Here is a 13,420-nt window from a genome sequence, read left to right as displayed (position 1 = left end):
ACGTTGTACGTTGCGGAGATCATGGCTCTGAAACTCACCTCGCGCTTCCGCCGGCTCCTGCAGCGCCCCGGCTCGATCGACCTCGGCCCGTACGAGAAGCTGACCGTCGCGGTCGGTGAGGCGGGCGAGTCGTCCACCTCGCTCACCGACGAGGAGCTGACCGAGGTCGTCACCGAGCTACGGACCGAGGGCGGGCTGGACGAGGACGGCCTGATCGAGTTCCTGGCGCTGGCCCGGGAGGCCGGTGATCGGGCCCTCGGCGAGCGAGCCTTCGACGGCCAGATCGTCGGCGCGCTGGCGCTGCTGCGCGGCCGGGTGGTCGAGATGGCGACCGGTGAGGGCAAGACCCTGGCCGGCGCGTTCGCCGCCGCGGGCTATGCGATCGGCGGGCGCAAGGTGCATGTGCTCGCGGTCAACGACTATCTGGCCCAGCGCGACGCGGAGTGGATGGAGCCGCTGTACAAGCTGCTCGGCGTCACGGTGAGCCACGTCGGGCAGGCCTCGACGCCTCAGGAGCGCCGGGCGGCGTACCAGGCGGAGGTCTGCTACGCGCCGGTGAGCGAGGTCGGGTTCGACGTCCTGCGGGATCGGCTGGTCGCCGACGTGGCGGACCGCGTGTCCGCGGCGCCGGACGTGGCGCTGGTCGACGAGGCGGACTCGGTGCTGATCGACGAGGCCCGGGTGCCGCTCGTGCTGGCCGGCGCGACCCGGTCCGAGGAGCTCGACGACGACATCGTCCAGCTGGTCCGCACGCTGCGGGCCGGCGTGGACTACGAGATCGACGGCGACGGACGGTCGGTCGCGCTGACCGACAGGGGCACCGACACCGTCGAGGAGCTGCTCGGCGGCATCGACCTGTACGACGACGCGAACCTGGACAAGATGACCCAGGTCAACGTCGCGCTGCACGCCGAGGTGCTGCTGCGCAAGGACGTCGACTACCTGGTCCGCGACGGCAAGGTCAACCTGATCAACAACAGCCGCGGCCGGATCGCCAAGCTGCAGCGCTGGCCCGACGGGCTGCAGGCCGCGGTCGAGGCGAAGGAGGCCGTGCCGGTCAGCGAGAGCGGTGAGGTGCTGGACAGCATCACCGTGCAGGCGCTGATCAAGCGCTACCCGACGCTGTGCGGCATGACCGGTACGGCGGTCGTCGTCGGCGAGCAGTTGCAGGAGTTCTACGACGTCGAGGTGGCGGTCGTGCCGCCGAACAAGCCGAACATCCGGATCGACGAGCCGGACCGGCTGTACCTGACCGTCGAGCAGAAGAACCAGGCGCTGGTCGCGCACATCAAGGAGGTCCACGAGACCGGGCGGCCGATCCTGGTCGGCACGCACAGCGTGGAGGAGTCCGAGCAGCTCAGCGACCGGCTCGAGGCCGCGGGCGTGCCGCACGTCGTACTGAACGCCAAGAACGACGCCGAGGAAGCCTCGATCGTGGCCGAGGCCGGCGTGCCGGAGACCGTGACGGTGTCGACGCAGATGGCCGGACGCGGTACGGACATCCGGCTCGGTGGGCGCGACGGGTCGAACGGTCGGGAGCGGGCCGCCGAGCTGGGCGGGCTGTACGTGGTCGGGACCGGCCTGCACGCGTCGCGGCGGCTGGACGACCAGCTGCGGGGCCGCGCCGGACGGCAGGGTGACCCGGGCGGTTCGCTGTTCTTCGCGAGCCTGGGCGACGAGCTGGTCACGCGGTACTCGATCACCAGTGGGCTGCGGCCGTCGCCGGACAAGGACGGACGGCTGACGGACCGCAAGGCGATCGGCGTACTGGAGCATGCTCAGCGGGTCGCCGACGGTGCGAACGCCGAGCTGCTGCGGACCACCTGGTCGTACAGCCGGCTGACCGAGCAGCAGCGCGCGATCGTGCTGGACACCCGCGAGAAGATCCTCACCGAGGACCTGGCCGCGGACAAGCTCGCCGCGGCGGCGAAGGAGCGGTACGACGAACTGGTCGAGCAGCACGGCGAGGACGTGGTGAAGGACGCCGCCCGGCGGATCGCGCTGCACCACTTCGACCGTCGCTGGACCGACCACGTCGCGTACCTGGCCGACCTGCGCGAAGGCATCCACCTGCGGTCGCTGGCCGGCGGGATCGTGCACCAGAAGCCGATCGACGAGTTCAACAAGCTCGCGATCGAGTCGTTCAAGCCGCTCGTCGACAGCGCCTGGGAGGACGCGGCCGAAACGCTGACGACCGCCGAGATCGGCGAGGGCGGGCTGGACGAGGAGAAGTCCGGCGTACCCCGGCCGACCGCGACCTGGACCTACCTGGTCAACGACAACCCCTTCGGCACCGAGGCCGACCGGATCCTCGGCCGCCTGCGCAACGCGGTCAAGGGCGACGAACTCGTCACCGTCGAGGACGACACCCCGGTCGAACTGGTCGAGGACGAGCTGCCGGAGGAACTGCGCGACCTGGACGACGACGACCTCGCCGACGAGCTCCCGGAGGAGCTGCGCGAATCCGACGACGAGGACGAGCGGAAGAAGTAGCACCCGGTACGCCGCGATCGCGGTCCCGGTTGCTGCCCGCGGGCGCGGGGTGTCGGTGGGCGTAGGTAGGCTCGTCGGGTGACCGAAGGCCTGTTCGATCTTCCTGATGCTCCTGCTCCCGCGCGTGGGGGTGGGAGCCTGGCGGACGTCGATCACAGCTCGGCGCCGCTGGCGGTGCGGATGCGGCCGCGCACTCTGGACGAGTTGGTCGGGCAGCAGCATCTGCTGGCCCCCGGGTCGCCCCTGCGCCGGCTGGTCGAGGGCGACCAGCCGATGTCGTTGCTGCTGTGGGGACCGCCGGGGACGGGCAAGACGACGATCGCGGCGGTCGTGTCGCACCAGACGAATCGCAAGTTCGTCGAGCTGTCGGCGGTGACCGCCGGGGTGAAGGACGTGCGGCAGGTGATCGACGCCGCGCGGCGGGAGCTGTCCCGCCCGGGTGGGGCGGTCGAGACCGTGCTGTTCATCGACGAGGTCCACCGGTTCACCAAGGCCCAGCAGGACGCGCTGCTGCCCGGCGTCGAGAACCGCTGGGTCACGCTGGTCGCCGCCACCACCGAGAACCCGTTCTTCTCGGTGATCTCGCCGTTGCTGTCGCGCTCGCTGCTGCTGACACTGGAATCGCTGACCGACGACGACATCGCCGTACTGCTGGATCGGGCGCTGACCGACGAGCGCGGGCTGAACGGCGAGTTCGAGCTGGCGCCGGACGCGAAGGACCACCTGCTGCGGATGGCGGGAGGCGACGCCCGCCGCGCCCTCACGTATCTGGAGGCCGCCGCCGGAGGTGCGAAGGCCAAGGCCGCCGCGGAGCAACCCGTCGACGGCGAAGAAGAGCCGCGGACGATCCTCATCGATCTGAAGACCCTGGAGACCGCCGTCGACCGCGCCGCGGTGCGGTACGACCGGGCCGGCGACCAGCACTACGACGTCACCTCGGCGATGATCAAGTCGATCCGCGGCTCGGACGTCGACGCCGCGATGCACTACCTGGCGCGAATGGTCGAGGCCGGCGAGGACCCGCGGTTCATCGCGCGGCGGCTGGTGATCTCGGCCAGCGAGGACATCGGCATGGGCGACCCGACCGCGCTCGGCGTCGCGATCGCGGCGGCCGACGCGGTCCAGCTGATCGGGATGCCGGAAGCCCGGATCAACCTGGCCCAGGCGGTCGTCGCGCTCGCCCTGGCCCCGAAGTCGAACGCCGTGATCACCGCGATCGACGCCGCCATCGCCGACGTGAAGGCCGGCAAGGTCGGCCCGGTCCCGCCGCACCTGCGCGACGCCCACTACGCCGGCGCGAAGAAGATCGGCCACGGCGCGTCGTACCAGTACTCGCACAACGATCCGCGCGGTGTCGTGCCCCAGCAGTACGCGCCGGACGTGGTCGACCGGGTCGACTACTACCAGCCCACCCGTCGCGGCGGCGAGGCCGCGTACGCCGACCGCGTCGCCGCGATCCGCAAGATCCTCCGCGACCGCAAGTAATCCGCGACCGCAAGTGAGCGGAGTGGGCGAGCACGACGACGCGTTCGCCCAGCCGCACCGTGAACTCCGACGGACAAGGCGTGCGGCAGTGTTCAGCGGCGTTTGCGTGGCGCCGCGGAGCGTGGCGGCAGGGCCCGCATGTGGTCCCGCGCCCGCGTCATGATCTCGCTGAGCTGCCGCAGATCGTCGCCGTCCAGCGAGTCGAACAGCAGGCCGCGTACGACGTCGACGTGTCCGGGCAGAACGCGTTCGACCAGAGCGCGCCCGTGGTCGGTGATCGTCACCAGCGTCGCGCGCTCGTCGTCGGGGGAGGGCTCCCGGGTGATCAGGCCGGCCTTCTCGAGCAGGCCGGCCTGATAGGTGAGACCGCTGCGGCTGTAGACGACGCCGTCGGCCAGCTGGGTCATCGTCAGTCGCCCCGGCCCATGAGCCAAACGGGCCAGGAGCTGGAACTGCACGTAGCTCAGATCGCCCTCGGCGCGGAGCTGCTGCTCGACCTGGTGCTGCAGCAGGCTGACCGCTTCGGTGAGCACGAAGTACGTCGCCAGCTGCTGGGGATCGAGCGCCTGGTCCGCCACCTCGTCAGCGTACCTGTTCCGAATTCGAAGCAGCGGGTGCACGCCGAGGAGCTCGACCCGACCAGCCGGCGGACCGCCCTTCGGCGAGGCCGATTTCCCGGCCCGGCAACCGGTCGCGCCGAGTTGGTGAGCGACTGTGATCTGGGGGATGGTGTCCTGAAGCGGACTGCGGTAGAGGCGCGCGATAAGGTCGGGCGGTCCACGTGGTCGCAACGGAAGGTGGATCGTTTCCCATGAGCGTCGGTGAAGTCGCGGGGCTGATAGCGGCCTGTGCGCTGCTCATCCTGGTGGGCCTGCTGGCCTATCCGATCCTGAAGCTCGGCAAGGTGCTGGACGAGACCCGGATCATGGTCAAGGGCGTCTCGGACTCCAGTGTTCCGTTGCTCGGCGAGGTCACCGAGACCGTGGCGACGACCAACGCGCAGCTGGCCAAGGTGGACACCATCACCGACAACGCGACCACCGTGACCACCAACGCCGCGGCGCTGGCGTCGTTGTTCGCGGCGACCGCCGGTGGTCCACTGGTGAAGGCGGCGGCGTTCACGTACGGCGTGCGCAAGGCGCTCGGCGACAACCAGCGCAAGGACGTGGCCCGCCGGGTGAAGGACGAGATGAAGGCAGACCGCAAGGCGCGCAAGCGAGGTGACCTGTGATCAAGCGGATCCTGTGGTTCGTGATCGGCACCGCCGTCGGCGTCTACGCGGTGACCCGGCTGAAGAAGCGGGCCCAGGTGCTCGCGCCGGAGAGCCTGCAGCAGTCGGCGGAGAAGGTGGCCAGCGCGATCCGGCACTTCGGTGACGAGGTCCGGGCCGGCATGGCCGAGCGGGAGACCGAATTGCGCGACGCGCTCGGCATCGACACAGCAGCAGCACACCAGAACGATTCAACACAGCGTGAGGACTACCGGTAACACCCATGGAAACCAGTGAGATTCGCCGGCGGTTCCTGAACTTCTTCGAGGAGCGCGGCCACACCGTGGTGCCGAGCGCGCCGCTGCCGTCGCCGGACCCGAACCTGTTGTTCAACGTGGCCGGCATGGCCCAGTTCGTGCCGTACTTCGTCGGCCAGCAGACCCCGCCGTACGCGCGCGCCACCAGCGTGCAGAAGTGTGTCCGCACGCTCGACATCGACGAGGTCGGCAAGACCACCCGGCACGGCACGTTCTTCCAGATGAACGGCAACTTCTCCTTCGGCGACTACTTCAAGGAAGACGCCGTCCGGTTCGCCTGGGAGCTGGTCACCAAGCCGCAGAGCGAAGGCGGCTACGGGTTCGACGAGTCGGTTCTGTACGCCTCGGTGTACTACGAGGACGACGAGGCGATCGACATCTGGAAGCGGGTCGCCGGGCTGCCCGACGACCGGATCGTCCGGCTCGGCATGAAGGACAACTTCTGGTCGATGGGCATTCCCGGCCCGTGCGGCCCGTGCTCGGAGATCCTGATCGACCGCGGCCCGCAGTTCGGCGCCGACCGGGACTGGGAGGCGGGCGACCGCTACCTGGAGTTCTGGAACCTGGTCTTCATGCAGAACATCCGCGGCGAGGGCGGCGGCAAGGACGGCTACCCGATCCTCGGTGAGCTGCCGAAGAAGAACATCGACACCGGTCTGGGCCTGGAGCGGGTCGCGTACCTGCTGCAGGGCGTCGACAACATGTACGAGATCGACGAGATCTTCCCGGTGATCGAGAAGGCCTCGGAGCTGAGCGGCCGCAAGTACGGCGCCGAGCACGTCGACGACGTCCGGTTCCGGGTCGTGGCCGACCACGTCCGCAGCGCGCTGATGCTGATCGGCGACGGCGTCACCCCGGGCAACGAGCAGGGCGGCTACGTGCTGCGCCGGCTGCTGCGCCGGGCGATCCGCTCGATGCGCCTGCTCGGCTACGAGGACCCGAGCCTGGTCGAGCTGCTGCCGGTCAGCCTGCAGCAGATGAAGAAGTCCTACCCCGAGCTGGAGTCCGACTTCGGCCGGATCAGCCAGGTCGCGTACGCCGAGGAGGAGGCGTTCCGCCGGACCCTCACGGCCGGGACCAGCATCTTCGACCTCGCGGTCCGCGACACCAAGGCCGGGGGCGCGCACCAGCTCGAGGGCGCGAAGGCGTTCCAGCTGCACGACACCTACGGCTTCCCGATCGACCTGACCGTCGAGATGGCCGCCGAGCAGGGCCTGCAGGTCGACACCGAGGGCTTCCGCTCGCTGATGAAGGAGCAGCGCGAGCGGGCCAAGGCCGACGCGCGGGCCAAGAAGGCCGGCCACGCGGACACCTCGGGGTACCGGGAGCTGCGGGAGAAGGGTGTCACCGAGTTCACCGGTTACAGCGAGCTGGCGACCGACTCGCAGGTGCGCGGGTTGCTGCGCGACGGCGTGGTGGCGACCGCCGCCGAGCAGGGCGAGACCGTCGAGGTCGTGCTGGAGAAGACCCCGTTCTACGCCGAGTCCGGTGGCCAGATCGCGGACGAGGGCGTGATCGTCGCCGACGGCGTGAAGCTGAAGGTGCTCGACGTCCAACGGCCCGTCAAGGGCCTGATCGTGCACCGCGTCGAGGTGCTCGAGGGTGTGCTCCAGCCCGGGCTCGACGTGCACGCGCAGGTCGACCACGAGTGGCGGATCCAGGCCTGCCAGGCGCACTCCGGTACGCACGTCGTGCACGCCGCGCTGCGTCAGGTGCTCGGCCCGAACGCGCTGCAGAGCGGTTCGTACAACAAGCCCGGTTACCTGCGGCTCGACTTCGCCTGGTCGTCGGCGCTGGACCAGGCCACCCGGTCGGAGATCGAAGAGGTCGCGAACCTCGCCGTCCGCCAGGACCTGCCGGTCTCCGCGCAGTACATGACGCTGCCCGAGGCCCGCGAGTGGGGCGCGCTGGCGCTGTTCGGCGAGACGTACGACGAGCAGGTCCGGGTCGTCGAGATCGGTGGCCCCTGGTCGCGCGAGCTCTGCGGTGGCACGCACGTCAAGCACTCGTCGCAGGTCGGCGCGCTGACCGTGACCGGCGAGTCGTCGGTCGGTGCGGGGGTCCGCCGGATCGAGGCGTTCGTCGGCATGGAGGCGCTGCACTACCTCGGCCGTGAGCGGGCGCTCGTCCGGCTGCTCAGCGAGAACCTGAAGACCCGTCCGGAGGAGCTGCCGGCCAAGGTCGCCGACCTGGCCGAGCGGCTGCGGACGGCCGAGAAGGAGCTGGACAAGATCCGCGCGAGCCAGGTGCTGGCGGCCGCCGGTGAGCTGGCGAGCAGCCCGAAGGACGTCTTCGGCGTCGCCTTCGTCGGGCACCGCGCGCCGGACGGCGTCGGCGGCGGCGACCTGCGCAAGCTGGCGCTGGACATCCGCGGCCGGATGCCGGCCGACAAGCCGGCCGTGGTCGCGCTGGTCGGCGTGAACGACGGCAAGCCGAGCGTGGTGGTCGCGCTGAACGAGACCGCGCGCGAGTGGCGGCTGAAGGCCGGCGACCTGGTCCGGATCGCCGCCGAGCAGCTCGGTGGCCGCGGTGGCGGCAAGGACGACGTCGCCCAGGGCGGCGGAACCGACCCGGCCGGTGCCGACAAGGCGCTGTCCGCGGTCGAGCACGCCGTCGGCCAGCTGGTCACGGGCTGACTGCGATGACCGGGTCCGCATGCCCCCCGGCTGAGGCAGCCTGATGCGCCGGGGGGTGCGGATCGCGCTCGACATCGGCGACGCCCGGATCGGCGTCGCCAGTTCCGACCCGCACGGGATCCTGGCCACGCCGGTCGAGACGGTTCGGCGCGGACCGGGGGACCTTGACCGGATCGTTACGCTCGTACACGATCTGGAGGCGTTCGAGATCGTCATCGGCCTGCCTCGTTCGTTGAACGGTGGTGAAGGACCGGCGGCGGTCCGGATCCGCGAGACCGCCGAGCTGGTCCGGCAGAAGCTGGCCGAGCGGCAACCGGCTGGTCCGGACAACCTGAGCGCGGCGGACGGAGTCGAACAGATGGCGGCGGTGCGGCTGGTGGACGAGCGGTTCACCACGGTGACGGCCGAGCGGATGCTGCGCGAACGGGGTAAGAAGGGCGCCAAGCGGCGGGCCGTGGTCGACCAGGCCGCGGCGGTCGTGATTCTGCAACACGCGCTCGACTTCGAGCGGGAGACCGGCAACCCACCCGGGAGGCCCCTGTGAACGGAACAGCGGTGGTCGAAGGATGAGCAGGACCTCTACGCACGGCGATCTCGACGAGACCGACGACCTCGACGTCGACCTGGGCCTGCGCCCGGAGAGCCGGACCGAGCGGCGGGCGAACCGGCGCAAGCATCGGGCCCGGCGAGGTTTCGGCTGCTTCGCCGGCCTCGTGTCGCTGCTGGTGGTGGCCGGCCTGATCGGCGGACTGATGTTCGGCTTCGGCAAGGGCCGCGACTACCTGGAGCAGATGTTCGCCGCGCCCGACTACGAGGGCGAGGGCACCGGCTCGGTGCAGGTCGAGGTGACCAAGGGCCAGAGCGCGCAGGCGATCGCGGACACGCTGGAGAAGAAGGACGTGGTGAAGTCGGCCCGCGCCTTCGAGCGGGCCGCCCGCGAGGACCCGCGCAGCGTGCAGATCCAGGCCGCGACGTTCACGCTGCGCAAGAAGATGTCGGCCAAGGCCGCGCTGGCGTTGATGCTCGACCCGGCCAAGTCGATCCGGGTCACCCGGATCGGGGTGAACTCCGGCTGGACCAAGGAGCAGGTCGCCCAGAAGCTGCAGGAGAACAAGACGGTCAAGCTCCCGCCGGGTTCGGTCGCCGCCGCGATGGCCAAGCCATGGTCGCTCGGGCTGCCGTCGTACGCGAAGAACAACCCGGAGGGCTTCCTCTACCCGGGCACGTACGACGTACCGAAAAACGCCACGGCGTACTCGATCCTGCGGCTGATGACCGCGCAGTTCGCCCGGACCCAGGCGGAGCTGAAGCTGCCGCAGACCGCGCAGCGCAAGAAGCTCGACCCGTACCAGGCGGTGATCGTGGCCAGCATCATCGCCGCGGAGACCAACCGGCCCGAGGACTACGGCAAGGTCGCCCGGGTGATCTACAACCGCCTGCAGCGCGACATGAAGCTGCAGATGGACTCGACCGTGCACTACGTGACCGGCCGCAGCGGCGGGGTGTTCACCACCGACGAGGAGCGCGACTACGACTCGCCGTACAACACCTACAAGTACCGCGATCTGCCGCCGACGCCGATCAACTCGCCCGGCAAGGACACCCTGCGGGCCGCGCTGAACGCGACGCCGGGTCCGTGGCTCTACTTCACGCTGGTCAACCTCGACACCGGCGAGACCGCGTTCGCGGCGACGGCCGAGGAGCACCAGCAGAACGTCCGCAAACTGCAGGCTTGGTGCCAGGCGCACAAGGGGCGGTGCTAGCTTGGCCTCGCCTCCGGCTCGGCGGGTTTCGGGGCTTTGTCTCCCGGTCTTCCCTCGTCGCTTCGGTCGCTTCGCTCCCTACACTCCTCAGTCCAGACCGGGAGGCCCCAAAACCTTGCTGCTCTGCTTGTCGCCAAGGCGGTTGACATGACTCGGTGTGCTGTTCTGGGTAGTCCGATCGCGCACTCGCTGTCGCCGGCGATGCACCGGGCCGCGTACGCCGAGCTCGGGCTGGACTGGCGGTACGACGCGTTCGAGGTCGGCGAGGACGAACTGCGCGGGTTTCTCAGCACGCTCGGCGACGACGTGCGCGGGCTGTCGCTGACGATGCCGCTGAAGCGGGTCGCGCTGGAGCTGGCCGACACCGTCGATCCGGTCGCCGAGCTGATCGGCGCGGCGAACACGATGCTGTTCGAACCCGACGGCTCACGCTCGGCCCACAACACCGACGTACCGGGGCTGGTCGCGGCCTTCGCCGAGCGCGGGATCACCGGCGCCGACACCGCCGTCGTCCTGGGCGGCGGCGCGACGGCGGCCTCGACGCTGGCGGCGTTGCGCGCCGGCTTGAAGGTCAGCGAGGTGACGCTGGTCGTTCGCGACATCGCGAAGGCCGAGCGGCTGCTGGACCTGGCGGCCGCGCTCGACCTGAAGACCTCGGTGACCGACTTCGGGCAGGTCGAGCAGATCGGTGGCTTCGACCTGTGCGTGTCGACGCTGCCCGGCGGTGCGGTCGACCCCTGGGCCGAGCACTTCGCCGCGGTCGCGCCGGTGGTCTTCGACGTCGCGTACCACCCGTGGCCGACGCAGCTGGCGCTCGTGGCGCACCGGATCGGTACAGAGCTGTTGAACGGTCTTGACCTGCTCGTGCATCAGGCCACCTTGCAGGTGGAGATGATGACGGGTAGGTCGCCCGCACCGCTGGCGGCGATGAGGGCCGCCGCGCGTGAGGAGCTCGACGATCGTGAGCCACAGTGAGGATCTCTGGAACCGTCGTAGCCTGCTGAAGGCCGGTGGTCTGCTGGCCGCCGGTGCGGTGGCCGCCACCGCCGGTGCGGAAGCCGTGCATGCGTCCACGACCGCCCCGGACTGGGCCGCTCTCGATCGCGCGCTCAAGGGCACGCTCTTCCGCCCCGGCCAGACCGGGTACGCCTCCGCGCACCAGCTGTTCAACCCGCGCTTCGACTCGGTCCAGCCGGCCGCTGTCGTCCGGGCCGGCAGCGTCGAGGACGTCCGGCAGGCGATCCTGTTCGCCCGCAAGAACAAGCTGGTCTGCGTCCCGAAGGGCGGCGGTCACTCCTACGTCGGCGCGTCGACGATCGCCGGCGGCCTGATGATCGACCTCGGCCCGTTGCGCGGCCTCACCTACGCGAGCAACGCGATCCAGATCGGCGCCGGCGCGCGGCTGTACGACGTACACGCCTACCTCGACAGGTTCGCCCGGTCGCTGCCGACCGGGACGTGCCCGACGGTCGGCATCGCGGGCCTGGCGCTCGGCGGCGGGATGGGCATCCACACCCGGACGTACGGGTTGACCAGCGACCGGGTCCTGTCGCTGCAGGTGGTCACCGCCGACGGTGTGGTCCGGACGGCGAGCCTGACCCAGAACGCGGACCTGTACTGGGCGCTGCGCGGTGGCGGCGGCGGCAACCTCGGCATCGTGACGTCGTTCCGGCTGGCGACGATCGGCGCGGGCAAGCTCGGCTTCTTCCGGCTGACCTGGCCGGAGTCGAAGGCGGCCGCCGTCGTCAGGGGCTGGCAGCGGTTCGCCAAGGAAGCCCCCTCGACCGCGTGGGCCAACCTGCACGTCACCGGGACGAGCACCGGCGGGCTGTCGATCCACGTGGTCGGGGTGTCGACGACCGGTTCGGCGACGGCCGCGGCCGCGCAGCTGGAGTCGTTCGTCGGCGCCAGGGGCGCCACGCGCTCGATCTCGGTGAAGACCCACCTGGAGGCGGTGCGGTACTTCGGCGGCGGGACGACGAGCCCGCGCCAGGGCTGGCTGGCCGGCTCCGACGTACTGCGTGGCCCGATGGACGCCGCGACGATCAACGGCCTGCTCGGCGCGGTGCGGACCGCCGCCCGTGCGAAAGTCGCCGCGTCGGCGATCCTCGATCCGCTGGGTGGACAGGCCGCGAAGCAGCCGCCGGGCGGTTCGGCCTGGCCGTGGCGTTCCGCGCTCGGCGTCATCCAGTGGTACTCCGGACTGCCATCGCGCCCGACGACCGCGCAGCTGCGCGCGGCCCAGTCCTTCGTCACCAACGGCCATCATGCCGTCACCAGGTTCTCCGCCGGCGGCTACGTGAACTACCTGGAGGCCGGCCGTTCCAACAACTCGTACTACGGCAGCAGCCTGTCCCGGCTGCACGCGATCAAGCTGAAGTACGACCCGACCAATTTCTTTCACGCGCCGTACACCTTTGCCTGAGTACTGTCTGCGCCATGAGGACATGGCGAGCGGTGGCGGGCATCCTCGCTGGGGGACTGGTGTCGATCGGGATCTCACCCGCCTGGGCCTGCGCCTGCGGCGGATACCTCGCCGACGAGGAGTCGCGGGCCCGGGCGACCGGTGAGAACGCACTGGTCCGCTTCGACGGCAGGACCGAGGAGATCGTGCTGTCGATGGCGATCCGCGGCTCGTCGAAGAAGGCGGCCTGGATCATGCCGGTGCCGGCGGCGGCCGAGGTGAGCCTCGGGGATCCCGCGACGTTCACCGAGCTCGTGCGGCTGACGCGGCCGAAGGTCGTGGTGAAGAAGACGTACTGGCCGTTCCGGGACACCGGGCTTTTCGGAGGCCACGGCGGCGACGCCGCCGGAGCGGCACCGGGGTCCGCGGTCGACGTCCGCGAGCAGATGGTGCTGGGACCGTTCGAGGTCGTGCGGCTCGGCGGCTCGAACGCGACGCAGGTGACCGCGTGGCTGCGCACCAACGGGTACGCCGTACCGGACACGCTGGCGGCCAACCTCACGCCGTACCTGGCGGAGAGGTGGGAGATCGTCGCGGTGAAGCTGGCGCCGAAGGAGGCCGACGGGACGCTGGGTGGAGAGACGCCGCCCCTGCGGCTGAAGTTCGCTTCCAAGCGCATCGTCTACCCCATGCGGCTGAGCAAGGGAGCCACCACGAGTCAGGCGGTCACCGTGTACGTCGCGGCGCCGTACCGGGTGGATGCGTCGACCGTGCCCGACGCGTCGCTTCCGCCGGAGCTGCTGTACGCCGGCCGGGTCGACGGCGCGCAGGCCGCGCAGTTGACCGCGCCGACGAACTTCCTGACCGCCTACTCGTCGTACTTCTCGGAGCCGGGCCGGATCACCAACGACTACACGTTCACCCGCTCGGCCACCGACGAGGGCTTCCAGCGGACGACGTACGTGACCGAGAACGAGAGCTTCTGGAGCACCCTCGGTGTCGTCGTCGGAGGCCTGCTGCTCCTGGGCGGCGGTGCCGCGGTGGTCGCTCGCCGGGTGCGCTGAGTTGTCCACAGGCGCGGCTCGCGGCCGGGCCCTGATCGTCTAGGCTGC

At 70.3% G+C, this 13,420-nt stretch carries 11 protein-coding genes; 10 read left to right on the top strand and 1 reads right to left on the bottom strand.

The genetic code is table 11. The annotated features are described in order from the left end of the window. Positions 1-21: 21 nt before the first annotated feature. Both secA2 and BWI15_RS13145 read left to right on the top strand, forming a co-directional pair. A complete protein-coding gene (gene secA2 / locus BWI15_RS13150; RefSeq protein ID WP_077014583.1) occupies positions 22-2,493 on the top strand; it encodes an accessory Sec system translocase SecA2 in 2,472 nt (823 codons plus the stop codon). A 78-nt stretch (positions 2,494-2,571) separates the two neighbouring features. Continuing rightward, the gene (locus BWI15_RS13145) at positions 2,572-3,978 is read left to right on the top strand and encodes a replication-associated recombination protein A (RefSeq protein ID WP_077014582.1); all 1,407 of its coding nucleotides are present in this window, start codon (positions 2,572-2,574) and stop codon (positions 3,976-3,978) included. Positions 3,979-4,070: 92 nt separating this feature from the next. On the opposite strand, the gene BWI15_RS13140 is transcribed toward BWI15_RS13145, so the two are convergent. Further along, complete coding sequence (locus BWI15_RS13140; protein WP_077014581.1) at positions 4,071-4,556, bottom strand: MarR family winged helix-turn-helix transcriptional regulator; 486 nt, start codon at positions 4,554-4,556, stop codon at positions 4,071-4,073. A gap of 233 nt (positions 4,557-4,789) precedes the next feature. On the opposite strand from BWI15_RS13140, the gene BWI15_RS13135 reads away from it, so the two are divergent. From BWI15_RS13135 to BWI15_RS13100, 8 genes are all read left to right on the top strand, one after another. Beyond that, a complete protein-coding gene (locus BWI15_RS13135; RefSeq protein WP_077014580.1) occupies positions 4,790-5,209 on the top strand; it encodes a DUF948 domain-containing protein in 420 nt (139 codons plus the stop codon). Then, positions 5,206-5,466 carry a DUF6167 family protein gene (locus tag BWI15_RS13130; RefSeq protein WP_083750725.1) on the top strand — a complete coding sequence of 87 codons (261 nt, stop codon included), beginning with the start codon at positions 5,206-5,208 and terminating at the stop codon, positions 5,464-5,466. Before BWI15_RS13135 ends, BWI15_RS13130 begins: the two co-directional genes overlap by 4 nt. A gap of 5 nt (positions 5,467-5,471) precedes the next feature. Then, entirely contained in the window at positions 5,472-8,141 is a 2,670-nt protein-coding gene (alaS, locus tag BWI15_RS13125; protein ID WP_077014579.1) for an alanine--tRNA ligase, read from the top strand. A 43-nt stretch (positions 8,142-8,184) separates the two neighbouring features. After that, positions 8,185-8,685 (top strand): Holliday junction resolvase RuvX, encoded by a 501-nt coding sequence (gene ruvX, locus BWI15_RS13120; RefSeq protein WP_077014578.1) that lies wholly within the window; start codon positions 8,185-8,187, stop codon positions 8,683-8,685. A gap of 22 nt (positions 8,686-8,707) precedes the next feature. Then, positions 8,708-9,904, top strand: a complete 1,197-nt coding sequence (gene mltG / locus BWI15_RS13115) for an endolytic transglycosylase MltG (RefSeq protein ID WP_077014577.1) — start codon at positions 8,708-8,710, stop codon at positions 9,902-9,904. 147 nt (positions 9,905-10,051) lie between these two features. Next, positions 10,052-10,879 carry a shikimate dehydrogenase gene (locus tag BWI15_RS13110; protein ID WP_077014576.1) on the top strand — a complete coding sequence of 276 codons (828 nt, stop codon included), beginning with the start codon at positions 10,052-10,054 and terminating at the stop codon, positions 10,877-10,879. Then, complete coding sequence (locus BWI15_RS13105; protein ID WP_077014575.1) at positions 10,866-12,329, top strand: FAD-dependent oxidoreductase; 1,464 nt, start codon at positions 10,866-10,868, stop codon at positions 12,327-12,329. The genes BWI15_RS13110 and BWI15_RS13105 overlap by 14 nt, the downstream gene beginning before the upstream one ends. A gap of 14 nt (positions 12,330-12,343) precedes the next feature. Next, positions 12,344-13,372 (top strand): DUF2330 domain-containing protein, encoded by a 1,029-nt coding sequence (locus tag BWI15_RS13100; protein ID WP_077014574.1) that lies wholly within the window; start codon positions 12,344-12,346, stop codon positions 13,370-13,372. Positions 13,373-13,420: the final 48 nt, after the last annotated feature.

Origin of the sequence: Kribbella sp. ALI-6-A (genome assembly GCF_001984195.1) — a bacterium.
In the GTDB taxonomy this organism is placed as follows: Bacteria; Actinomycetota; Actinomycetes; order Propionibacteriales; family Kribbellaceae; genus Kribbella.
The sequence above is the reverse complement of the archived record's forward strand: the minus strand, read 5'-3'. Positions and strand labels throughout refer to the sequence as shown.